The 21,642-nt window shown below is 67.1% G+C and carries 24 protein-coding genes; 8 read left to right on the forward strand and 16 right to left on the reverse strand.

Annotated features, from left to right (window positions below):
- Nucleotides 1-29: 29 nt before the first annotated feature.
- The 3 genes from ACWDTF_RS04075 to dxs all read left to right on the forward strand — a co-directional run bounded on the left by ACWDTF_RS04075 (nucleotide 30) and on the right by dxs (nucleotide 5,630).
- Nucleotides 30-2,048 (forward strand): APC family permease, encoded by a 2,019-nt coding sequence (locus tag ACWDTF_RS04075; protein ID WP_355277529.1) that lies wholly within the window; start codon nucleotides 30-32, stop codon nucleotides 2,046-2,048.
- Nucleotides 2,045-3,403, forward strand: coding sequence for a class I SAM-dependent RNA methyltransferase (locus tag ACWDTF_RS04080; protein WP_449753984.1), 1,359 nt, complete (start codon nucleotides 2,045-2,047; stop codon nucleotides 3,401-3,403). The genes ACWDTF_RS04075 and ACWDTF_RS04080 overlap by 4 nt, the downstream gene beginning before the upstream one ends.
- 187 nt (nucleotides 3,404-3,590) lie before the next feature.
- Nucleotides 3,591-5,630 (forward strand): 1-deoxy-D-xylulose-5-phosphate synthase, encoded by a 2,040-nt coding sequence (gene dxs, locus ACWDTF_RS04085; protein WP_433259186.1) that lies wholly within the window; start codon nucleotides 3,591-3,593, stop codon nucleotides 5,628-5,630.
- A gap of 11 nt (nucleotides 5,631-5,641) precedes the next feature.
- On the opposite strand, the gene ACWDTF_RS04090 is transcribed toward dxs, so the two are convergent.
- Nucleotides 5,642-6,910 carry an HRDC domain-containing protein gene (locus tag ACWDTF_RS04090; RefSeq protein ID WP_240857013.1) on the reverse strand — a complete coding sequence of 423 codons (1,269 nt, stop codon included), beginning with the start codon at nucleotides 6,908-6,910 and terminating at the stop codon, nucleotides 5,642-5,644.
- Nucleotides 6,907-7,536, reverse strand: coding sequence for a DUF3000 domain-containing protein (locus tag ACWDTF_RS04095; RefSeq protein WP_240857014.1), 630 nt, complete (start codon nucleotides 7,534-7,536; stop codon nucleotides 6,907-6,909). Before ACWDTF_RS04095 ends, ACWDTF_RS04090 begins: the two co-directional genes overlap by 4 nt.
- 100 nt (nucleotides 7,537-7,636) lie before the next feature.
- On the opposite strand from ACWDTF_RS04095, the gene hemE reads away from it, so the two are divergent.
- From hemE to hemQ, 3 genes are all read left to right on the forward strand, one after another.
- Nucleotides 7,637-8,701 (forward strand): uroporphyrinogen decarboxylase, encoded by a 1,065-nt coding sequence (gene hemE / locus ACWDTF_RS04100; RefSeq protein WP_240857015.1) that lies wholly within the window; start codon nucleotides 7,637-7,639, stop codon nucleotides 8,699-8,701.
- Nucleotides 8,701-10,101: a protoporphyrinogen oxidase gene (gene hemG, locus ACWDTF_RS04105; RefSeq protein WP_449753985.1), complete on the forward strand. Its 1,401-nt coding sequence runs from the start codon at nucleotides 8,701-8,703 to the stop codon at nucleotides 10,099-10,101. Before hemE ends, hemG begins: the two co-directional genes overlap by 1 nt.
- Nucleotides 10,102-10,164: 63 nt before the next feature.
- Nucleotides 10,165-10,857, forward strand: coding sequence for a hydrogen peroxide-dependent heme synthase (hemQ, locus tag ACWDTF_RS04110; RefSeq protein WP_355279780.1), 693 nt, complete (start codon nucleotides 10,165-10,167; stop codon nucleotides 10,855-10,857).
- Between the two features lie 30 nt (nucleotides 10,858-10,887).
- On the opposite strand, the gene msrB is transcribed toward hemQ, so the two are convergent.
- Nucleotides 10,888-11,310: a peptide-methionine (R)-S-oxide reductase MsrB gene (msrB, locus tag ACWDTF_RS04115; protein WP_240857018.1), complete on the reverse strand. Its 423-nt coding sequence runs from the start codon at nucleotides 11,308-11,310 to the stop codon at nucleotides 10,888-10,890.
- Between the two features lie 71 nt (nucleotides 11,311-11,381).
- A complete protein-coding gene (locus ACWDTF_RS04120) occupies nucleotides 11,382-12,638 on the reverse strand; it encodes a glycosyltransferase family 87 protein (RefSeq protein ID WP_449753986.1) in 1,257 nt (418 codons plus the stop codon).
- An 87-nt stretch (nucleotides 12,639-12,725) separates the two neighbouring features.
- Between ACWDTF_RS04120 and ACWDTF_RS04125 the strand changes: the two genes are divergently transcribed.
- Nucleotides 12,726-12,908, forward strand: coding sequence for a hypothetical protein (locus ACWDTF_RS04125; RefSeq protein WP_449753987.1), 183 nt, complete (start codon nucleotides 12,726-12,728; stop codon nucleotides 12,906-12,908).
- Nucleotides 12,905-13,066 carry a hypothetical protein gene (locus ACWDTF_RS04130; protein ID WP_449753988.1) on the forward strand — a complete coding sequence of 54 codons (162 nt, stop codon included), beginning with the start codon at nucleotides 12,905-12,907 and terminating at the stop codon, nucleotides 13,064-13,066. The genes ACWDTF_RS04125 and ACWDTF_RS04130 overlap by 4 nt, the downstream gene beginning before the upstream one ends.
- A gap of 79 nt (nucleotides 13,067-13,145) precedes the next feature.
- On the opposite strand, the gene ACWDTF_RS04135 is transcribed toward ACWDTF_RS04130, so the two are convergent.
- The 12 genes from ACWDTF_RS04135 to ACWDTF_RS04190 all read right to left on the reverse strand — a co-directional run bounded on the left by ACWDTF_RS04135 (nucleotide 13,146) and on the right by ACWDTF_RS04190 (nucleotide 21,546).
- The gene (locus ACWDTF_RS04135; protein WP_449753989.1) at nucleotides 13,146-13,454 is read right to left on the reverse strand and encodes a hypothetical protein; all 309 of its coding nucleotides are present in this window, start codon (nucleotides 13,452-13,454) and stop codon (nucleotides 13,146-13,148) included.
- Nucleotides 13,451-13,765 carry a hypothetical protein gene (locus ACWDTF_RS04140; protein ID WP_449753990.1) on the reverse strand — a complete coding sequence of 105 codons (315 nt, stop codon included), beginning with the start codon at nucleotides 13,763-13,765 and terminating at the stop codon, nucleotides 13,451-13,453. The genes ACWDTF_RS04135 and ACWDTF_RS04140 overlap by 4 nt, the downstream gene beginning before the upstream one ends.
- The gene (locus ACWDTF_RS04145; RefSeq protein WP_449753991.1) at nucleotides 13,765-14,598 is read right to left on the reverse strand and encodes a phage major capsid protein; all 834 of its coding nucleotides are present in this window, start codon (nucleotides 14,596-14,598) and stop codon (nucleotides 13,765-13,767) included. Before ACWDTF_RS04145 ends, ACWDTF_RS04140 begins: the two co-directional genes overlap by 1 nt.
- Before the next feature lie 121 nt (nucleotides 14,599-14,719).
- Entirely contained in the window at nucleotides 14,720-14,884 is a 165-nt protein-coding gene (locus ACWDTF_RS04150; protein WP_449753992.1) for a hypothetical protein, read from the reverse strand.
- A 17-nt stretch (nucleotides 14,885-14,901) separates the two neighbouring features.
- Nucleotides 14,902-15,354, reverse strand: coding sequence for a hypothetical protein (locus ACWDTF_RS04155; protein ID WP_449753993.1), 453 nt, complete (start codon nucleotides 15,352-15,354; stop codon nucleotides 14,902-14,904).
- Nucleotides 15,351-15,884, reverse strand: a complete 534-nt coding sequence (locus ACWDTF_RS04160) for a hypothetical protein (protein ID WP_449753994.1) — start codon at nucleotides 15,882-15,884, stop codon at nucleotides 15,351-15,353. The genes ACWDTF_RS04155 and ACWDTF_RS04160 overlap by 4 nt, the downstream gene beginning before the upstream one ends.
- Nucleotides 15,881-17,218 carry a phage portal protein gene (locus ACWDTF_RS04165; RefSeq protein ID WP_449753995.1) on the reverse strand — a complete coding sequence of 446 codons (1,338 nt, stop codon included), beginning with the start codon at nucleotides 17,216-17,218 and terminating at the stop codon, nucleotides 15,881-15,883. Before ACWDTF_RS04165 ends, ACWDTF_RS04160 begins: the two co-directional genes overlap by 4 nt.
- The gene (locus ACWDTF_RS04170) at nucleotides 17,215-18,684 is read right to left on the reverse strand and encodes a terminase large subunit domain-containing protein (RefSeq protein WP_449753996.1); all 1,470 of its coding nucleotides are present in this window, start codon (nucleotides 18,682-18,684) and stop codon (nucleotides 17,215-17,217) included. Before ACWDTF_RS04170 ends, ACWDTF_RS04165 begins: the two co-directional genes overlap by 4 nt.
- 448 nt (nucleotides 18,685-19,132) lie before the next feature.
- Nucleotides 19,133-19,399 carry a hypothetical protein gene (locus tag ACWDTF_RS04175; protein ID WP_449753997.1) on the reverse strand — a complete coding sequence of 89 codons (267 nt, stop codon included), beginning with the start codon at nucleotides 19,397-19,399 and terminating at the stop codon, nucleotides 19,133-19,135.
- Complete coding sequence (locus ACWDTF_RS04180; RefSeq protein WP_449753998.1) at nucleotides 19,392-19,559, reverse strand: hypothetical protein; 168 nt, start codon at nucleotides 19,557-19,559, stop codon at nucleotides 19,392-19,394. Before ACWDTF_RS04180 ends, ACWDTF_RS04175 begins: the two co-directional genes overlap by 8 nt.
- Nucleotides 19,556-19,723, reverse strand: a complete 168-nt coding sequence (locus ACWDTF_RS04185) for a hypothetical protein (protein ID WP_449753999.1) — start codon at nucleotides 19,721-19,723, stop codon at nucleotides 19,556-19,558. Before ACWDTF_RS04185 ends, ACWDTF_RS04180 begins: the two co-directional genes overlap by 4 nt.
- Entirely contained in the window at nucleotides 19,723-21,546 is a 1,824-nt protein-coding gene (locus ACWDTF_RS04190; RefSeq protein ID WP_449754000.1) for an AAA family ATPase, read from the reverse strand. The genes ACWDTF_RS04185 and ACWDTF_RS04190 overlap by 1 nt, the downstream gene beginning before the upstream one ends.
- Nucleotides 21,547-21,642: the final 96 nt, after the last annotated feature.

The following is a 21,642-nucleotide window of genomic DNA, read 5'->3' on the forward strand; positions in this document are numbered from 1 at the left end:
ATGGATATCACAGGCTCTAATGTTGCCTGGTGTCCACCGTGTCGAAGGTGTCCGTCGCGACCAAGCGCCTGCTTCTGGGGCGGCCATTCCGCAGTGACACGTTGGGTCACACGCTCCTGCCGAAGCGGATTGCGCTGCCCGTATTCGCGTCCGATGCCATGTCGTCGGTGGCGTACGCGCCGCAGGAGATCTTCCTGGTCCTGTCGGTGGCCGGTGTCAGCGCGCTCGCCTACACACCGTGGGTGGCCGTCGCGGTCGCCGTCGTCATGGTGGTGGTGGTGGCCAGCTATCGCCAGAACGTGCACGCCTACCCGTCCGGTGGCGGCGACTACGAGGTCGCGACGGTCAATCTCGGTCCCAATGCGGGTCTGACGGTAGGCAGCGCACTGCTGGTCGACTACGTGCTGACGGTCGCGGTGTCCATCTCGTCGGCGGCGGAGAACATCGGGTCGGCGATCCCGTTCGTGGAAGAACACAAGGTGTGGTTCTGCGTCGCCGCGATCGTGCTCCTCGCGGCGGTGAACCTGCGTGGCATCAAGGAATCCGGCGCGTTCCTCGCAACTCCCACCTACGCCTTCATCATCGGCGTTCTCGCGATGTTGATCTGGGGATTCTTCGAGATCTACGTCCTCGGCGAGAATGTCCAGTCCGAGACCGCAGGCTTCGAGATCAAGGCCGAGGACAACCACCTCGTCGGAATCGCCTTCGTCTTCCTGATCGCCCGGGCCTTCTCGTCGGGCTGTGCGGCCCTGACCGGTGTCGAGGCGATCAGCAACGGTGTGCCGGCCTTCCGGAAACCCAAGTCGCGCAACGCGGCCACCACACTCCTGATGCTGGGAACCTTCGCGATCATCCTGCTGCTCGGGATCGTGATGCTGGCGCAGAAGATCGGCGCGAAATACGTGATGGACCCCGAGCAAGACTTGATCGGGGCACCCGAGGGCTACCAGCAGAAGGCGATGATCGCGCAGCTGGCGCACGCGGTCTTCGACACCTTCACACCCGGCTTCTATTTCGTCGCCACCGTCACCGCCCTGATTCTGATGCTGGCGGCCAACACGGCGTTCAACGGATTCCCGGTGCTGGGATCGGTGCTCGCGCAGGATCGTTACCTGCCCCGCCAGTTGCACACCCGGGGTGACCGGCTCGCATTCAGCAACGGAATCGTGTTCCTCGCGCTCGCCGCGATCGTCTTCGTGGTCGCCTTCGGCGCTCAGGTGACGGCCCTGATCCAGCTCTATATCGTGGGCGTGTTCGTGTCGTTCACCCTCAGCCAGACCGGCATGGTGCGGCACTGGACCCGGCTGTTGCGCACCGAGACCGACCCTCGGGCACGCCGACGCATGATGCAGTCGCGCGTGATCAACAGCGTCGGCCTCGTCATGACGGCGACCGTTCTCATCGTCGTCCTCATCACCAAGTTCACCGCGGGCGCCTGGATCGCGATCCTGGCGATGGTCGCGATCTTCATCCTGATGAAGCTGATCCATCACCACTACGCCTCGGTACAGACCGAACTCGAACGCGCGCAGGAGAACGACGAGGAAACGGTGTTGCCCAGTCGCACGCACTCGGTGGTGTTGGTCTCCACCCTGCACCTGGCCACCAAGCGCGCACTTCTCTATGCACGTGCCACCCGTCCCGACGTGCTCGAGGCGATCACCGTCAACGTCGACGACCGCGACACCCGCAAGCTGGTGTCGCAATGGGAGGCCAGCGACATCACGGTCCCGCTCAAGGTGATCGCGTCGCCGTACCGTGAGATCACCCGGCCGGTCATCGATTACGTGCGTCGCGTGCGGCGGGAGAATCCGCGCGATGTCATCACCGTGTTCATCCCCGAGTACGTTGTCGGGCATTGGTGGGAGCAGATTCTGCACAACCAGTCGGCGCTGCGTCTCAAGGGGCGCCTGCTGTTCGAACCGGGCGTGATGGTGACCTCGGTGCCGTGGCAGTTGACCTCGTCGGACCGCCGCAAGGCCGACCCGAGCTACTGGGCACCGGGGGAGACCCGGCGTGCGCTCGGTGGCGACCCGGAACGTCGGTGAGTCCGACGGACCCGCAGGACCCCGGTTCGACGACTCTCGAGATCACCGTGGACGCGCTCGCCAACGGCGGGGCGGCCGTGGGCCGAACGGACGGCCGGGTGGTCTTCGTTCGAGGCGCCGTGCCGGGCGAGCGGGTGCGGGCCCGCATCACCGATGACTCGCATCCATCGTTCTGGCGGGCCGAGACGGTCGAGATCCTCGACGCCTCGCCGCACCGAGTGCCAAGTGTGTGTGCGGCGGCCGCCGCGGGCGCTGGGTGCTGCGATCTGGCGTTCATCGACCCGGTCCACGCTCGTGGCCTCAAGCGCGACGTCCTGGTGGACGTACTGCGCCGCGTCGGCCACCTGCCCGACACGGTGGTGGCCGACACCGACCTGGACTCGGGCGTCAGGGCACTGGCCGATGTCCCCACCGGCTGGCGGATTCGAACCCGACTGGCCGTCGACGACGCTGGGTTCGCCGGACAACTCGGCTTCCGCGCCGACGAGGTGATCACCAGGGTGAGCTGCGCCCAGCCAGACCCCCGGATACCGGCGGGAATCGACGGTGGATTCACCCCGCATGCCGAACTGGTGATCGTGCTCGACGATGCGGGCCGACGCCACGTCACCGAACTGGCGCCCGTCGCCACACCCCGGCCGGGCCGTTCCGGCCGCTCACGGAAGCAGGTGCAGCAGCGCCGGCACCGTCTTCGCGCGCCCCGCGCCGAACGACTACTGGAGGGCACCGATGTCGCCGAACACCGGGTGGGCGCTCGGTCGTGGCAGATTCCGGTCACCGGTTTCTGGCAGGCGCATCGGAATGCTCCGGAAACCTATGCGAACACCATCGTCGAGTTCGCCCGCGCGCACGCATCGACACCCCCGAGGGTGGCCTGGGATCTGTACGGCGGTGCCGGGGTGTTCGCCGCTGCACTACTCGACGGCGATCTGGGGGTCGGTGATCTGGGAGTCGGTGATCTGGGAGTCGGTGATCTGGGAGTCGGGGCAGTGCATGTGGTCGATTCCGACACCCGGGCACTGGCGGCGGCGGAGAAGACCTTCGACGGCGATGACCGGGTCGTCATCCACGCCGGTGAGGTTGCGGCACAGATCGGTTCGCTGCCTCACCCCGACCTGGTGGTCCTGGATCCGCCACGGACCGGTGCCGGTGAACGCGTGATCGGCGCGATCGCCGCCGCCGAACCCGACGTGGTGGTGCACGTCGGCTGCGACGCCGCCAGGTTCGCGCGTGATCTTGGCCTCTTTGCCGGACACGGCTACTCCGTGGTGGGGCTGCGGGGTTTCGACGCGTTTGTCCTGACGCACCATGTCGAGGCGATTGCCTGCCTCGTTCGCAACCGTTCAACCGCGTGACGTCGCGTGGGTTTTCGTCGGGTTCACCGAACCGCGGGGCTCGGGTGTGGGTGGCGAAGTCCGTAGACTGTTCCAGACAGGGGTCGGGCCTGCCGCCCTCCCCGCACACAGCCCCCGACGACAGTCACAGACAACAGTCGCCGACAGCAGCCCCAGACACCATGGCCGGGTCCGGATGGAGGAAACGATGAGCGTGCTCGACCGGATCGATTCACCGGCCGATCTGCAGGCGTGCTCGCCCGCCGAACTCGAGACACTGGCCGCGGAGATCCGGCAGTTCCTGATCGCCAAGGTGTCGGCGACCGGCGGCCATCTGGGTCCGAATCTGGGTGTGGTCGAGCTGACCATCGCGGTGCATCGGGTGTTCGACTCGCCCCACGATCCGGTGATCTTCGACACCGGCCACCAGTGCTACGTGCACAAGATCCTGACCGGGCGCAAAGACGACTTCGACCACCTGCGGCAGAAGGGCGGACTCACCGGCTACCAAGAACGGTCGGAGAGCCCGCATGACTGGGTCGAGTCGTCGCACGCCTCCGCGGCGCTGTCCTACGCCGACGGACTGACCAAAGCCTTCGCCCTGACCGGCCAGCCCGACCGCACCGTCGTCACGATCGTCGGCGACGGAGCGCTCACCGGCGGTATGTGCTGGGAAGCGATGAACAACATCGCGGCCGCCGACCGGCCGATGGTGATCGTCGTCAACGACAACGGACGGTCGTACGCACCAACGATCGGCGGGCTTGCCAGTCACCTGTCGGGCCTGCGGCTGCAGCCGGGTTACGAGCGCTTCCTCGACGAGAGCCGGAAGGCCGTCAAGCAGCTGCCCGTGGTCGGAGAACCCGCCTACGCCGTCTTGCACGGCATGAAGAGCGGACTGAAAGACTTGCTCTCGCCGCAGGCGATGTTCACCGACCTGGGCCTGAAGTACGTCGGCCCCGTCGACGGGCACGACGTCGACGCGGTCGAGTCGGCGCTCCGGTCGGCCCGCGACTTCGGTGGACCGGTCATCGTTCATGTCGTCACCCGCAAGGGCATGGGCTACGCGCCGGCCGAGAACCACGAGGCCGATCAGATGCATGCGACCGGCATCATCGATCCCGTGACCGGCCGCGCCACCAGCGTGGCCCCACAGGATTGGACATCGGTGTTCTCCGCGGCGCTGCTCGACGCGGGCGCCGCGCGCGACGACGTCGTCGCCATCACCGCGGCGATGCCGGGACCCACCGGTCTCACGCCGTTCGGTGAGAAGTACCCGGACCGCATGTTCGACGTCGGGATCGCCGAACAGCACGCCATGACGTCGGCGGCCGGACTGGCCCTCGGTGGTCTGCATCCGGTGGTCGCGATCTACTCGACCTTCCTCAACCGGGCCTTCGACCAGCTCTTGATGGACGTCTCCCTCCTCAAACTTCCGGTGACCCTCGTGCTCGACCGGTCCGGGATCACCGGTCCCGACGGGCCCAGCCACCACGGCATGTGGGATCTGTCCCTGATGGCGATGGTGCCCGGCTTGCGGGTGGCGGCACCTCGTGACGCGGTCCGGCTGCGCGAGGAGTTTGACGAGGCGTTGGCGACCACCACCGGACCCACGGCCCTGCGCTTCTCGAAAGGTGCTGTGCCCGAGGACATTCGAGCCGTCGAACGACTCCACGACGGCGTGGACGTCCTGCACCGCGCGGCCGCCGGTCTCGGCGAGGCGAGTGGCGACGTCCTCATCGTGGCGATCGGGGCCTTCTGCGGTCTGGCCGTCGACACCGCCGAGCGCCTCGCCCGGCAGGGTATCGACGCCACGGTGGTCGATCCGCGCTGGATCCTGCCTGTGGCCGGTTCGATCGTGGATGCCGCCCGGCGTCATCGGTTGGTGGTCACGCTGGAGGACAACGGTGTCAGCGGGGGAGTGGGCGCTGCCATCGCCGAAGCGGTCGCGGCCGCCGACATCCTGGTTCCCGTGCAGATCCGCGGAATTCCGCAGCAGTTCGTCCCGCACGCGTCGCGCGGCCAGATCCTTGCCGAGTTCGGTTTGACCGCACAGGATCTCGCGCGTTCGATCACCGCGACCGTTGCCGGGATGCACAGCGCACCGGGACTCGACCGGCCCCTTGCCGACGGCCCAGAACTCGACGCCTCAGAACTCGACGCCCCAGAACTCGACGCCCCAGAACTCGACGCCACAGGCCTCGACACCGACGACGCCGTCGAACCTCAGGTCGACGACCAGCGCTGAGCGCAGATCTCCTAGGAGACCGCTGCTTTGGCGAAGGCCGCCGCGAACGGTTCCGCGCACAGGGCGCGTTGCCAGGCGCGGGCACCGTCCGACGCCAAACGCTGATCCACCTGTTCGGCCGTCGGTGCGGCTTCCGGGAGTCCGTCCCAGCACAGCTGCCGCATGACATCCGGTGCGAGCAGGTTCTCCGCCGGCACCGAATGTTCCTCTGCGATCGTCGCCAGCGCGGACCGGACCTCGGCCAGCCGAGCGGCGGCCTCGGGGTTGCGTTGCTCCCACCGGTTGGTCGGTGGCAGTCCGCCCGTCGCCGGCGCCTTGCGGGGCGGCAGTTCGTCGTCGGGAAGCTCTCGCGCGCGTTGCAACGCGGCCAGCCAAGTACCGGCCTGCCTGCGCTGACGAGGTCCACCGAACACCGGGAGGCGGGTGAGTTCGGCCGTGGTCTTGGGGCTGACCGTGGCCGCATTGATGATTGCCGAGTCCGGCAACACGCGCCCGGGCGCCACGTCACGCCGCTCGGCGATGTGCTCACGGGCTGACCACAATTCGCGGACCGCAGCCAGTGCCCGAGCGCTCTTGACCGTATGGATACTCGAGGTGCGGCGCCACCGATCCTCACGCGGCGGCGCCGGTGGGCGTTCGAGGACGTAGGCGAATTCCTCACGCGCCCAACGGTCTTTGCCGGCGTCGACGAGAGCGGCGTCCATCGCGTCGCGCAGTTCGACGAGTACCTCGACATCGAGGGCCGCGTAGTTGAGCCACTCGTCGGGGAGTGGGCGGCGCGACCAGTCGGCCGCACCGTGGCCCTTCTGCAGCCCCAGACCCAGAAAGTGCGCCACCATCGCCGCAAGGTTGACCTTGGCCAGGCCAAGGAGCCGTCCGGCCAGTTCGGTGTCATAGAGCTCCGCGCACCGGAAGCCGAGCTCACGAAGACAGGGCAGATCCTGGTCGGCGGCGTGTAGGACCCATTCTGGACCGTCGAGCACGGCGATCACCGGGGCCAGCGCCTCGGGTTCGGCGATCGGGTCCAGCAGGAACGACCCGGAACCGCGGCGTCGGATCTGGATCAGGTAGGCACGCTGCGAATACCGGTAGCCCGAAGCGCGCTCGGTGTCGAGTGCGATCGGTCCCGATCCGGCGAGCAGTTTGGCGGCGGTCTCGGCGAACTGCTGCGCGGACGTCAGCACCGGCGGAACCCCGTCGGCAGGCGAGAGCAACGGGGTGGTCTCGACCGGCTCGGAGTCGGTGGGGGACCCGCTCTCGGGCGTGTCCGCTTCGCTCATGAGGGGCCGAGTTCGGTGACCCCGACCGGCGGCAGCCCCGCAGCGGACGCGAGCACCTCGCAAAAGGCTTCGAGGTGGCTGCCCAGGCCGTCGGCGGTCACGGCCGTCCACGACGCGCGCAGCTCCAGTTGATGGGCACGTGGCGGGCCGGCGATGTCGCCGTAGCGAACCGACGTGGTCGAGGTGACCGTGCCGCCCAGGGCGGTGACCGCTACACCCGCGCTGTCGTCAGGAGTCGCGGTCGACCCGACGGGCACGCCCAGCGCCTCACTGAGCCAGCTCCAAGTCACTTCCGGCAACAACGGATCCATCGCGAGCGCGGCCTCGACCTCGGCCTGGATGTAGGCGACCAGGCGCATGGTCCCGTTCCAGGCGTCCTGACCGGCCGGGTCATAGAGCAGGATCAGGCGTCCGAAGGCGCTGCCCGGGGAGTCGACCGGGACCTCGTCGGGTGCGACATCGTCGGGTGCGCGCACCTCGGTGCCGATCGCATAGCTGTACGGTGCGAGCCGCTGTGGTGGCCGGATCGGGCCGACTTCGATTTCCCGCCGTATCCGAGCGGCGTGCAGCGACTCGACCGCAGCGCGGAAATCAGCCGGCTCGCTTTCAGCTCCCGAAGACGTCACCGTTCGACGGTAGGTCGGCGGTGGCGAGCAGCGGCGGAGGCGCGCCGTACGGCAGACCTGGGGCCTGTCGCCGGTGGGTCGCGTGGCAGAGTGAACAACGATGTCGCACACACCTCGAATCCGCGCCGACCGGTCGCATCTGCCGCTGGTGGCGGCAGCGACCGGGCTCACACCCGCTCGCCGTCCGGTGTGGTTCATGAGACAGGCGGGACGCTCGCTGCCCGAGTACCGGGCCATCAGGGCCGAACACGGAATGTTGGAGTCGTGTTTCGACGCCGCGATGGTCTGTGAGATCACTCTGCAGCCGGTCCGCCGACACGACGTCGACGCCGCCATCCTGTTCTCCGACATCGTGGTTCCGCTGAAGGCTGCAGGCATCGACCTCGACATCGTTGCCGGCACCGGACCCGTGATCGCCGCGCCGGTGCGTTCGGAGTCGGCGGTCCGCGCGATACCCCGATTGGAGCCGGAATCGGTCGGCGCGATCGGCCGGGCCGTCGAACTGATCCTGGGTGAACTCGGGGAACACACCGCGCTGATCGGTTTCGCCGGTGCGCCGTTCACACTGGCGTCCTACCTCATCGAAGGCGGGCCCAGCCGCAACTACGAGCGCACCAAGGCGATGATGCATGGTTCGCCGGAGCTCTGGAACGATCTGATGGGCCGTCTTGCCGACATCACGATCGCTTTCCTGCGGGTCCAGCTCGACGCCGGTGTCGACGCCATCCAGTTGTTCGATTCCTGGGCGGGCATGCTCTCGGTCGCCGACTATCAGCGCTTCGTGGCACCGCACAGCACCCGTGTGCTCGCCGAGGTCGCCGAATACGGTGTTCCGCGAATCCATTTCGGCGTCGGTACCGGGGAACTGCTCGCGTCGATGGCCCACGCCGGGGCCGACGTCATCGGCGTGGACTGGCGGGTGCCCCTCGACGAGGCCGCGCGCCGCGTCGGTCCGGGAAAAGCCGTGCAGGGGAACCTGGATCCGACCCTGCTGTTCGCGGGTGACGCGGTCGTCGACCGCGAGGTGCGCCGGGTGGTCGCCGATGGCGACCGCGCGATCGCCGCGGGTGCGACCGGCCACATCTTCAACCTCGGTCACGGCGTATTGCCCGGCACCGACCCTGATGTCCTCACCCGCGTGGTCGAACGGATTCACAGCCTCTGATGGCGCACCGGGCGCGCGTCGCGGTGATCGGCGGTGGGATCTCGGGTCTGACTGCGGCACTGCGCCTCCGGCAAGGGCTCGGGCCGGATGCGCACATCGACGTCTTCGACGCGGGAGACCGGCTCGGTGGCATTCTGCACACCACCGAGGTCGGCGGGCGCCAGGTGGACGTCGGCGCCGAGGCATTCATCGTGCGGCGTCCCGAAGCGCTCGAGCTGGTGCGCGAACTCGGGCTGGGTGACCGTGTGGTGTCGCCGACGGCGATGCGGCCGGCGATCTGGTCGGGTGGAGGTCTGTACCCATTACCTGCGCCCGCGTTGATGGGTATCCCCGCTTCGGTGGAATCGGTTGCAGACCTTGTTGATTCGGATGATCTGACGCGGATGTCGGCCGAGGCGGATCGCGAACTCCGGTGGCGTGCGGGCACAGACCCGTCTGTCGGTGACTTCGTCGCCGACCGCTTTGGCCCGTCGGTCGTCGCCCGCAGCGTCGATCCGATGCTGGGTGGGGTGTATTCCAGTCTGGCCGCCGACATCGGCGTTCGGGAGGCGCTACCGGCACTCGCGACGCGACTCGACGCGGGCGCACCGTCGCTGACGACCGCGGTCAACGAGGTGATCGGGGCCGGGGCCGGGGCGTCGGGACCTGTCTTCGGCACCCTGGTCGGCGGATATCGCGTGCTGGTCGACGCACTCGTCGAGGCGGCGTCGGCGAACGTTCGACTCGGTGGAACCATCACCGGGCTGCGCCACGAGCGCGATTCGTGGGCGATCGGGGTCGACGACGATCCACAGGAGTACGACGCGGTGATCCTGGCGGTCCCCGCCCAGGTGGCCGCGGCACTGCTGGCGTCGGAGTGTCCAGGAATGGCCGGTCCGCTCGCCGAGGTCTCGGGCGCGTCGTCGGTGGTCGTCTCGCTCGCGTTGGCTCCCGCCACACGGTTGCCGGATCACTCCGGCGTTCTGGTCGCCACCGGAGAACAGTTGCGCGCCAAGGCCTTCACCTTCAGTTCGCAGAAGTGGGAGCATCTGGCCGATCGTTGCGCGCCGGTCTCGGTTCGGGCGTCGTTCGGGCGATTCGGGGCGCCCGTGCCGTCGGAACTCGAGGAACCCGGCGTCGACGATCGGTTGGTTGCCGAGGCGCTCGCAGATCTGGACGAGGTGTGCGACGCGGCCGGGGTCGGAGCGCTGTCGTCGCAGATCACCGACGTGGTGGTGCAGCGGTGGACCGGCGGTCTGCCGGTGTACGCGCCCGGTCACCTGGCACGGATGGCCGAAGTGCTGGCCGGTCGGCCGCGGCGGCTGGCGCTCGCCGGTTCGGCCTATGGCGGAGTCGGTGTCCCGGCCTGTATCGCGCAGGCCGGCCGTGCGGCAGCCGAAGTACTTGCCGACCTGGGGTGAGACGGCACCTCACTGACCGACCTGACTGACCGCCCGCACCGGCCCGGTGGCACGATGAATGTCATGAGCCGCCTGGACTATGCAGAACTGAACGCCACCGTCCGCTACTTGATGTTCTCGGTGTTCGCCGTGCGTCCCGGCGAACTGCCGGCCGATCGTGCGCAGGTTCGGTCCGATGCCGCCGACTTCTTCAAGACCCTCGACAGCGGGGTCGTCGTGCGTGGCGTCTACGACGTCGCGGGCTTGCGCGCCGACGCCGACTTCATGATCTGGTGGCACGCCGAGAACGTGGAGGCACTGCAGGCGGCCTACGCGCGGTTCCGCCGCGAGACCGAGTTGGGCCGGGCGTGTAATGCGGTGTGGAGCAACGTCGCACTCCACCGGCCCGCCGAATTCAACAAGAGCCACGTGCCGGCCTTCCTCGCCGGTGAGGAAGCGGGCAACTACATCTGTGTGTACCCCTTCGTTCGCTCCTACGAGTGGTACCTGCTGCCCGACGAGGAGCGGCGCAAGATGCTCGCCGATCACGGCAAGGCCGCACGCGGCTACAAGGATGTGCGGGCGAACACGGTGTCGTCCTTTGCGCTGGGCGACTACGAGTGGCTGCTGGCCTTCGAGGCGCCCGAACTGCATCGCATCGTCGACCTGATGCGTGATCTGCGCGCCACCGAGGCGCGAATGCACGTGCGCGAGGAAACCCCGTTCTTCACCGGTCCGCGCGTCGAGGTAGAGGCACTGATCGACGCTCTGCCGTAATGCCGCGACTTTCTCGCCGCGCCTGGCTGCTCAGTCCTGGTTGGGGTCGAGCGTCAGGCTGATCGAATTGATGCAGTAGCGCAGGTCGGTCGGGGTGTCGTAGCCCTCGCCGGCGAACACGTGACCCAGGTGGCTGCCGCAGTTGGCACACAGCACCTCGGTGCGACGCATGCCCATCGAGTCGTCGGCGCGCTCGATGATGGCGTCACCGGCGAGCGGGGAGAAGAACGACGGCCAGCCGCAATGGGATTCGAATTTCTGGGTGCTGCGGAACAATTCTGCGTCGCACGCCCGGCACCGATAGACACCGACGGTCTTGGTGTCGGTGTACTCGCCGGTGAACGGTGCCTCGGTGCCGGCTTGACGCAGGACCCGATATTCGGCGGGCGTCAGCCGTTCCTTCCACTGTTCGTCGGTCAGATCGGCGAGTTCGGCTGGGGTTTCGGAGGTCATGGCACCACGGTAGCGACACCTCGTCCTCCGGTGCCACGCCACGCACCACCATGTGACGTCGGGGTGCCGTATCAGGAGGTCGCGGACACCGACCGAGTCGTCGTATCGTCCACCGACGCTGCGGATTCGACCGTCTCACCGGCCGGTGTCTCGGAGACCGATCGGATGTCGAGATATCGGAACAGCAGCGAACAGAACACCGCGATCATCAGCAGTGACCAGCCCCAGGTCACCTTGCCGTATTCGAGGATCCAGCCGAAGGCATTCCAGCGTTCGGAGTAAAAACTGTCGAACGCCATGCATCCGTACACGCCGAGCCAGGCGGGCCAGTTACGCATCGGCGAGCCGGGCAGCACCACCGACATCAGCAGCGGGAACAGGAGCATGGAGTAGTAACCCTGGCCCAGGGAACCGACCAGGAAGGTCGTCACGAGCAGAACTCCCGACGAGGTGGTCAGCCAGAGCAGTTCGTTGTTCTTGCGGTAGTACCGGTAGAGGAACCACAGGGAGAACACGGCCATCGCGACGAATGCGACCCGCAGCAGCAGAATGAGCCACGGGGCGACGCCGAAGTACGCGCCGTTCCCCGAAATCGAGCTGTTGTAGTAGTCGCGCGACTCGAACAGATAGGGCGCGGTCTCGGTCACGAATGCCTTGGCGTCGGTGCTCAGCGGCCAGGCGACGACGGTCAGTGCGGCCGGGATGGCAATCGCCGTGATGAGCACCTTCCACTGCCGATTGAGCAGGGCCAGCAACAGCAGCGGTGCCAGCACCGGCTTGACCGCCAGGGTGAGTCCGAGTGGCACACCGGCCCACAAGTCGTGCCGTCTGATCATCAGCAACATGAAGCCGAGCATCCCGAGCAGGACGAACGCGTTGAAGTTCGTGAAGATCAGCGTGTTGGCCACGGTTTCGGTGCTGAAGAACACGAACAGGACGGTCGGGAACACCCAGGTCGACGCCGAGTATCCGAACATGCGGGTGAGCAGATACGCGCACCCGACCAGGGCAATGGCGCTCACCGCGATGAACAGCCACCGGGCGCGTTCGTAGTCGAGGACCGCGACGGGTGCCATCAGCAGCGTGCCCGACGGCGGATACAGATAGTGGGGGCTGACCGTGTCGTAGTTCTCGCCGTAGACGGGCAGGTTGTTGAGGAAGTTGTATGCCGCGGCGTAGACAGGTTTGAAGTCGTCGGTCCTCGAGCCGTTCACACCCAGGATCAGCGAACGCTGGATCACCATCATGACGCTGATGGGCCACAGGATCATCGGGACGATCCGCTGCACGCTCACCTGCGGGTAGAGATACCTGTCGATTAAGGCCACCTCAGCATTGTGCATGAGGCGTATATCGCGACGTGAACGGACACCGCTGTAGGTCGAAATATCCTTCACTGAGAGCGAGTCATCCCGATGCCTTCTATCACCACCTGGGGACTGCACACCGGTCCCGCCACCTACGTCGGCATCCACGGCCGGCAGTCGATCCCCTGCCGGATCGTCCGGTTCAAGCGTGACTGTGTGCTCGTCGTCTGGCTCGACGGCACCCGCGACGAGGTACACCCCGAGGATCTGCGTCAGGAGGCGACACGATGACCGATCGCGAACAGTGGGTCGATCGCCTCTGCACGGCACTCGAAGAGTTCAGGGCATCCTCGCAATCCACCGAGCAGCTCGCCGCGCTCGCGGTGCAGATCGAGACGCTCAACGGCACGCACGGTCAGCCGCAGCGCCCGAAGCTGTATTTGGTCTGAGAAACGGCGAACGACCCCGGTCTGCATCCATGTCCGTACATGCGGTCCGGGGTCGTTCTGTGTCCTGGGGCCCAGCTCCTCAGGACACGTCGAGGGACACCACCTCGACAGTTCGGGCCCCGACATGCTCGTTGACCGCGATGACCGGGCGCACACTGCCATCGGGCAGGCTCACCAGATCACCAAGGCTCGGCAGGTCGTCGGAGGGCTGTAGGTAGATGGTGGCCGAGGTGACCACCTGGTCGCCGATGTCGTTGAGCACGACCTTGCTGACGAACTCGACGCGCGCCGGCACCGTGAGCGGCGCACCGTACACCGCTCCCGCGCTCGTGTAGCCGGTCACCGGCTTGTAGGTGAGCTGTTGGGGCAGTAGGCGTGTCGGGATCACCGCGCACGCCTCCGATGCCGGTTGAGGATCGCCAGCTCGGGCAGCGTCCACCCGTCGATCACCTGGCGCTGCACCTCGTATTCGCCGATCTTCTCACTGCGCAGGTTCTCCGGGTTGGCGGCCAACCGGGCAGCCGAGGTGAGGATCACCGTATCCAGCTCGGGATCGGGTTGGTCGCCGGAGAATCCGCGGCCACGGGTGTAGCCGCGCACCTGGGCAGTCGCGATGGTGATGGCCTGCTCGGCGATCGTGGCGAGTTGTGTGTCACCGTCACGGCCGAGCAGGGCCACCACATCAGGGACGTTGGCCATCAGGCCGCGGTGAGGACGGTGACGGCCTTGGGCTGCAGCAGCGCCAGGTCGTAGCGGGCCACCACGCGCAGCGCCACCTCGTCGGTGTCGAAGTAGCGCGATTGGTCGACGGTCACCGAGGGTGCCATGTCGCGGGCGACGGCCACCAGGTTCATGTCGGCGAGCGCCGCCTTGCCGGTGGCGATCTGGGCTGTGACGGTCACCGGGATACCGAACAGCACCTCTTGGCCGGCCTGGGTGATGTCGGGCTGCAGCACGTAGCGGCCCTCGTTGTCCTTCACCTTCCGGATCGAGAGGTAGTCGGCCGGCGACAGGAACCAGCGATTCGGCTTGACCTCGTTGGCGCGGGCCACGCCGATGCCGTCGAGCAGGGTGTCGGGGTCGTCGGCGTCGAGGGTGCCGGTCGCGACACCCGTCTGGTTGAGCAGACCCTTGATCGTGTTCGAGGTACCGGCACCGGAGAACAGTGCGACGTCGAGCGCCTTGGCGGTGTCGGTGACGAGGCGCTGCTTGAGGATCGAGTCGAGGGCCTGCGCCGAGGACCGCAGCACTTCGGAGGTGACGCGGGAGAGCACCTTGAGGCTCTTGAGGGTGCTCGGCAGCATCGACACTTCGTCGAGGCCGACACTCGATTCGGGGATCGTTGCGCCTTCGGCGACGAATCCGACAGTCAGGCCCGAGCTGATACGCGGGATGCGGATCGGGCCGTTGGTGTCGATGATCTTCGGACCGGAGGCGAGGAACACGCTTTCGGATTCGAGAGGCGCGACGAGTAGCTGCTGAATCTCGGTGTGCTGCAGCGTCGACAGGGTTGCGGTGGTCTGAGTGGCCATGTGGGGCTCCTACGTGAAAGGGATCGGTTCACGTCGAGCGCCCGGCTCGCAACGTCTCTGGGCAGGCATCTGGCCTGCACCCATGATGACAGGATGCAGGCCAGATGACAACGATTACCGATTACTTCTTGGGGAGTCCGGTGTTTCGTAGTTGGCGTATCTCTTCGGCAACCGCAAGGGTGGCCTCGACCTGTGCGGCGGCGATCACCAATTCCTTCTCTCCCGGCAGCACCGAGACGCTCGCGAGGTGCGCGTAAGCCTGGCGTGAGTGCTTGTTCGCTGACAATCCCTTTGCCTCCTGTGTCAGGCTCGGCCTTGCATGATGCCGAGCAGGTTGACACCACCCGACGCGGTGTCGGATTCACCTTGCCCGACCGCACCGACAATTCGGCGTGCTTTCAGGTGTGGCTTGCGGGCGAGCAGGTCGTCGACCGCGGCGGCCAGCTTGTCCGGGTCGTCGAGGTGTTCGGCGTCGAACGGCATGTCGGTAGGGTCGGCGAGGCGGCCGGTGGCGCGCACCAGCTCGGTGTGCAGACGCTTCGCGAGGTCGTCGGCGGTCTTCGCGCGAGTGCGGTAGTCGGCGTTCTCCTGGCGCAGCTCCTCGACGTAGGCCCGCGGGAACACGTCAGGTTCGGTCTCTGGGCTGTTTTCGGCCTGCTCGGGTGCCTCGTCGGTGGCGGGCTCCTGCTCATCGGTGACCGGCTCGCCTGGTTCGACGGCCTCGGTCTCGGTCTCGCGGGTGGTGTCGGTGCTCATGCTGGTGTCTTCTCCTCCGTGATGGGTTTCTGGCTGCATCCGCAGCCCTTGTGTCGGTACATGTCGGCCTCGGTGGGCAGTACGTCGCCGGCGAGGTCGCGGCACAGTTCGCAGGCGCCGGAGTTCAGGCGCCGGGTCCAGTGCCGCACGCCTTGGCGTCGCATCGCGGTGCCGTAGCTGCGCTGCGCCGTGTCGAGCACGCGGTCACGCACGTTGATCGTGAGCTTGACCGGCGGATCAGGATCGGCCAGGGCCTCGCGGATCACCTCAGCGACCGAGGTCGATGCGTCGTTCACGGTGGGCAGCATGCCGACGGGGACCCTCAGGGCCGAGGTCGCCGCAGTCAGCGTGGCGGCCAGCGCGACGTCGGCCAAGCTGACGGCTCGTGACTCGCCTTGGGAGACAACGGCAGTGGCCAGCGCGACGAACTGTTCCTCGGTGATCTCGCCGCGCTCGTGGCGGGCGTAGAGGGCCTGCACCCTGGCGTCTGTCGAGTCGGCGAGCGCCGCCATCGTGTCGGTGTAGCTCATGGCACGAGTGCGGCCAGGTCGGTGCCCGCGGTGTCGAGTGCCTCGATGCGCCGCGCCGCACGAATCTCGGCGATCTCGGTGTCGTCGTAGCCGAGGCGCTTGAGCGCGTAGGTGGCTGGCAGTAGTCCGGCCTGATGGAGTTTGACCACCGCGTCGGCCTCGGCCGCGACCGACCGGGTACTCGGATCAGCCCACACCACCGACGCCTGCACCTCGGCGGGGTCGGCACCGTCACGCACCGCGACGATCAACCGCGCCACCTGCTCCCAGGCTCGGCCGAACAGTGCCTGTTTGGATTCAGCGCGGGCAGTCAGCGCGGCCTCGGCAGCCCGCATCGCGTCCGCTGACGCGGGGTTCGCGCTCGTGATGCCGACGTAGTGCGCGGGCAGCGCCGAAACCGCCATGATCTGCTCGAGCAGCACCTTGACCGAGGTCTCGTAGCCGCTCAGCGATGCGGCCTCGAGCTGACCGAACTTGGCCTCGGCCTGCTCGGCGATCATCATGCGGTTCTCTTCCGGGTACGGGTTGACCTCGGTCATCTCGGGGTCGCCGTCCTCGTCGAGCACCGGGTTGCCCTCGTCGTCGACAACCGGTTCCTCGACCAACTCGACACCGGTGGCCCACCGACGCGGCCGGGCGAAGAACTCCGAGCCCGTCATCATGTCGTGCAGGCTCTTGTTGAGCGCGTCCACCAGCGGGATCAGGTCGTCGATCTCCGACACCGGGTCACCGAGGATCCGGTCGGTGTTGGCCAGCCGCACCACCGGCACCTGACCGAGCGGATTGTCGAGCACTGCCACCGTGTCGAATCCGGCCGTCGTCGCGCCGGTCGTGTTGGCCCGCAACCGGGTGATGGTGTCGGCCTCGAAAATCGTTGCCTCAGTGGTGGTGTCGGTGGTCCACCGTTTGCACGCCGCGACGATCCGGCGGGTGCCGGGGTCGAGGATCACGCTCATCTGGTGTGCCGATTCGATGGACACCTGAGGCCGGCCATCGGGTCCGGCCCACACGATGACGTAGGACGGACCGAGCAGCAGCGCCTCGCGGTGGGCCACCGGGGCGAGCTGGTCGAGGTCGTTGCGCAGCCAGTCCGACCAGACGTCGACACCGGAGAATCCGGTGACCCGCAGGCGTTCGGCGATGCTCGTCACTGCCAGTCTCGGCAGGTTCGAGGCGATCCGGCCGAACCGGTCACCGAGTGCGGTGCGCGCCTCGGGTGCCAGGAATGCGAGCGGCTGCTGACCGCGGTAGTAGCGATCGAGCACGGCGTACCGGGCGAGTGGTTCGTCGATGCGCTGTAACAGTCTGGTTTGCAACGGATTTGGGTTACTCATTTGAAGCTCCTTGCTCGTTTCTTCTTCTTGGATGCGCGCCAGGTGGCACGCGAATGCGCCATGACCAGGCACGCGGCCAAATCGACCTTTCGGGCAGCCCTGGACCGCGACGCCTTGGACAGCCGGATACCGCGGGCGTCCTCGACGATCACCGCGGCGCTCACATGCTCGGCCAGCGTCCGGTCACCGGAGTGCGTCAGCCGGCCGTTGAGACACGCGTTGTACAGGTCGCCGGTCGCGGCGGTCAGCCGGGCAGGGGAGTGCGGAAACTCGACCACCGGCAGCCGCTCAGCCTCCAACGCCTGCAGCGTGCGAGTCCACCGGAACGGGTCGGCGATGATCTCGACCACCTGCCAGTACCGGCACGCCTTGCGGATCTCATCCTCGACCTCAGCGATCGGCACCCGCCAACTCGTGTCGTCACGCTCCGGGCGCTGCCAGACCTTGACCTTGTCCACGTGCGGCTCGATCGAGACCGTGGCCACCAGCAGCGCGGTGGTGTCATCGGAGAACGACCCGTCGAGGGCGAGGACCACCCGCGCACCCTTGGGCACCGGATGACCCGTCGACAGGTCCGCCCACACACCGGCCGGCAGGAACGCACCATCTGTGTCAGAAGCGAACTGACACAACCGTGCTCGCCGAAACGTCGCCTCCCGCGTCTTCGGTGGCAGCAGCGCGATGAGCGCGTCGCGGTGCAGGAAGTCGTCGAGCGCCGGGTTGGCCAGCTCCCAGCAGTGTTCGCAGTCCACCGGGTGATCCTCGAAACCGGCCGCCGAGTGCTCACGCCACACCAGGCTCGTGTCCTCGGGGTGCTCGTCGGCATAGTTGCGCAGATCCGCGAGCACCTGATCGTTCGGGTCCGGGCCCGGTGTGCCGATACAGACCAGCGTCGAGCGCTCCCGCTTACCTTGGGCCAGCGTCAGCACCTCGTATGAGTCCCGGTTCGCCACGCCGGCCTCGTCGAGGATCGCCAGGGTGTAGTCCAAGCCCTCCAAGCGTTTCGGTTCGGCCGGCAGGCAATGGAAGTAGCTGTCGGTCGTCGGGTTGTAGAGCCGCTCTTTGAACACCTGCACCCGGCTCGCGAGGTCGTCGTCGAGCTCGACCATGCGCCGGGCGATGCCGAACACGATCCCGGCCTGGCGCTCATCCACGGCCACCACACACACCACGGCACCCTCACCGTCGGTGAAGAACCGATAGAGGCCGTACGCGGCCACCAGGGTGCTCTTTCCCTGACCTCGCGGCAGCATCCAGCCGGCCGTCCTGGGCGTCGGGGTCGCGTCCTCCACACTGCCGATCAGGTCGCGCTGCCAGGTGCGCAGGCGCAGCGCCTTGAGCGCATTGGTGCCCTTGGGCACCTTGACGAACCGCTCACAGAACTTCGCGAAGCGCGCCGAGCCGGTCACCCTCGGCGCCCACGGCAGCGGCTCCGGGTTCACCGCGGCCTTGGGCCCGGCCTTCACGCCGCATCACCGCCCACCGGCATACCCCCGGGGGTGTGTAAGGCGTTTCGCGCCTCCCCCCCGCCGAGTCCTGTCCCCCCTCGCAGGGGTGCTCCCCCTGGGGTTGAGGCGTCCGTTGAGGGCTTGGCGCGGCCGCGTCGGGCGTTGCAGGGGCGACACACGACGTCGATGTCTTGCAGGCGGATCGGTTTGCCTGCCTCGTGCCTGCGCCATGCCTCGGGGCTGTGGTCGGCGGTGAGATCCTCGCGGGTGCCGCAGTCGGTGCAGAAGGGCTGCAGCTTGCGTGCGCGGCGGCTCAGCTTGTCCCAGGCGGTCGTGTAGCCACGCTGGCGTGGGCTGGTGGCGGGGCGGTCGGTGCGGGTGTCAGCGCGGCGCACAGACTCGTGCTCGGGTGCGCAGTCGGCGCAGCGGGTGGCGTCGCTGGGTTCTCCGCAGCCTAGGCACGGCATCACTGGTCGCCGTCCTCGTCGGCGAGGGCGACCATGGTCCGGAACCAGGCCGGCAGGTCGACCGGGACGCCATGGAACTGTCGGCAGTCGTCGGCGAACGCAATGGTGATCGAGCAGCCTGCAATCCACATGTCGATCTGTTCGGTCGCGTCGAGGCTCGTGATGTAGGCGAGCGCATCATGCTGTCGTGCCTCGGCGACGAGGGCCGCGACGGTCAGGTAGTGGTTGATGCTGTCTCGACTGTCGAGGTCGGTGTGCTCAGTCATCGGTGGTCATCTCCTTGATGGATTCGTGGTAGTGGTCGAGCACGGCGTCGAGGTAGGCGAGCTGTGCCTCGTTGAGGCGGCGATGGTGCACCTTGGCCGCGAGGGCGTACACGCGGCGGGTGAGGCGGCGGCGGGTCTTGGTCGGGTCAGGTGCGCTCACGACTGCCTGCCTGTCTGCTCGCACCGCGCGAGGTACTCGGCCTCGGACAGTGCGGCGGTGGTGATGTGGTCGAGGCGTTCGCGGGTCTCGGGGTCGAGGTCGGTGCGTTCGTCGCGGAGGTAGATGAGCGCGACGAGGCCGTGAGGTAGGCGTCTGGTCTCCATCACGACGCATCACATCCGGGGTGCTGTCCGGCCTCGATGTCGGGCGGATACGACATGGATTCACCGCAGACCGAGCAGGTCTGTGCCGACCTGTCCGCACCTATAGGTGCGGAAACGGCGGTCAGGTCGGACACGTCGACGGCGGTAGGGTTGACCGAAACCTGACCGGGACAGGTCTGACCTGCGGTTTCGTCCCATTGTGCCGAAGCTGACCGGGATATTTCGGTCAGGTTTTCGCGGTCCGACCTGACCGGACCTGTCCCGGTCAGCTTTTCGCCCTCTCGACGCCTCTTGATCGCCTCGTCGAGAACGCTGTTTGAGCACTTGCCCGCGTACGCTTTGCGGACCTTCGGGCGACCCCATTCGGTCGGCACGTCGAGTTCGTCGAGTTCCCGCATGACCGCCTCGACCGGGCCCTGGCGGGTCACGTCGAGGGTTGGACCGACCGCAAGTTCGTGGCGCAGCGGGTCGGTCGTGCGTTCGATCTCGATGTGCGTTGGATGGTCTGCGGAGCGTTGCCGTTCACAGCGCAAGGTGTAGTGCCGGCCGGCAACTTTCTCGACGAGCATCCATACGCAGTCGACGTCGTCATTCTTGGCTGAGCTTCCGCGCTGACCCTTGGCCGCATCCTTGCCGAGGTGGTCGAGGCGCAGGACCGCGACGCCTTCGCGCTTGAGATGAAGCAGCGAGTGCCGGTAGAGGGCCTGGTAGGTGGCGGACTCGTTCTCGTCTCCGCTCACCGCTCGGGACACGGTGTCGAGCACCACGAGATCGGGCTTGTGCCGTGCGACGATCTCGGCGAGCTGGGCACCTCCGGCCGCGGTGTCGAGGGGATGGATCGGCGGGTAGAGCAGATAGGTGAGGTTCGCCAGATCCTCGGGTGTGACCGCCATCGCCAGCGCGCGGGATCGTAGGTCGTCCTCGGTTTGTTCCCAGTCGAGGTACACACATCGCACGCGGTGCTGAATCAGCAGATCGAGCACCGTGAGCGATTTCCCGCCCTTGGCGGTTGCGGCCAGTGCGTAGGAACGGCCTGCGGCGATGACGCTCGGCACCAACCATTCGACGGGTTCGCGCTGGCTGTCGAGTAGCCGCGTCCAGTCGATGGCCGGAAACCGACTGTCGATCGGGTCCTCATCGCCGACGACCTCGACCTCGACCAGTTCGTCGACCGAGAATCCGGCCGCAAGGTGGTCCTCGATGTCGTGTTTGCTGCCGGGGTCGCCGGTGGCCGACTCGACGATCCGAATCGATAGACACTGACCGGCCAGTGCTTCGGTCACCTTGCGGGCATACTTCATGCCGGCCTTGTCCTTGTCACGGACGATCGTGATGTGCTTGCCGAACACCGGCGACCAGTCCGCCTTGTCTGCGCTGTCACTCCCGCCGAGACTGCACGTTGCGACCAGCCCCTCTGCCTCGGCGGCGTGGACACCGAACTCACCCTCGACGATCCACACATGCTCGGCGTCGAGCTGGGTGCGGTAGAGCGCAGTGTCGCGGCGCGGCCCTTGCGACTGCTTGATGCGCTTCGGATCGTTGCCGTGCTGGGTCCGTTCCATCCAACGGCCGTCGGGATAGTCGAATCGGGTAGTCGGCTTGTCGAACAGGTCGGCCAGTGTCAGGCCGAGAGCCTCGAGGACTTCGTCGGTCGGATCGCTGTGAGAGTGCAGAAGCACCTTGCCCGCAATGGCTTTGACGCTCACCGATCGGTCGGCCGACGAATGGTTTGGTGCCTGACAGTCTGCCGAATTGCCGTGGTCGTCGACGATCAGCCCATGGCCTTGAAACGCGTCGAGGACACGCTCGTATGCGGTGGTCATCGGCCACCACCGGCGATAGACTGGTCATAGTCGGTTGGCTTGGTGGCTACTGATTCTTGGACGGCCTCGGGAGTGGTGATCTCGGGGCCGTTCCCA

The sequence above is a fragment of the Gordonia sp. NPDC003422 genome (assembly GCF_053588675.1).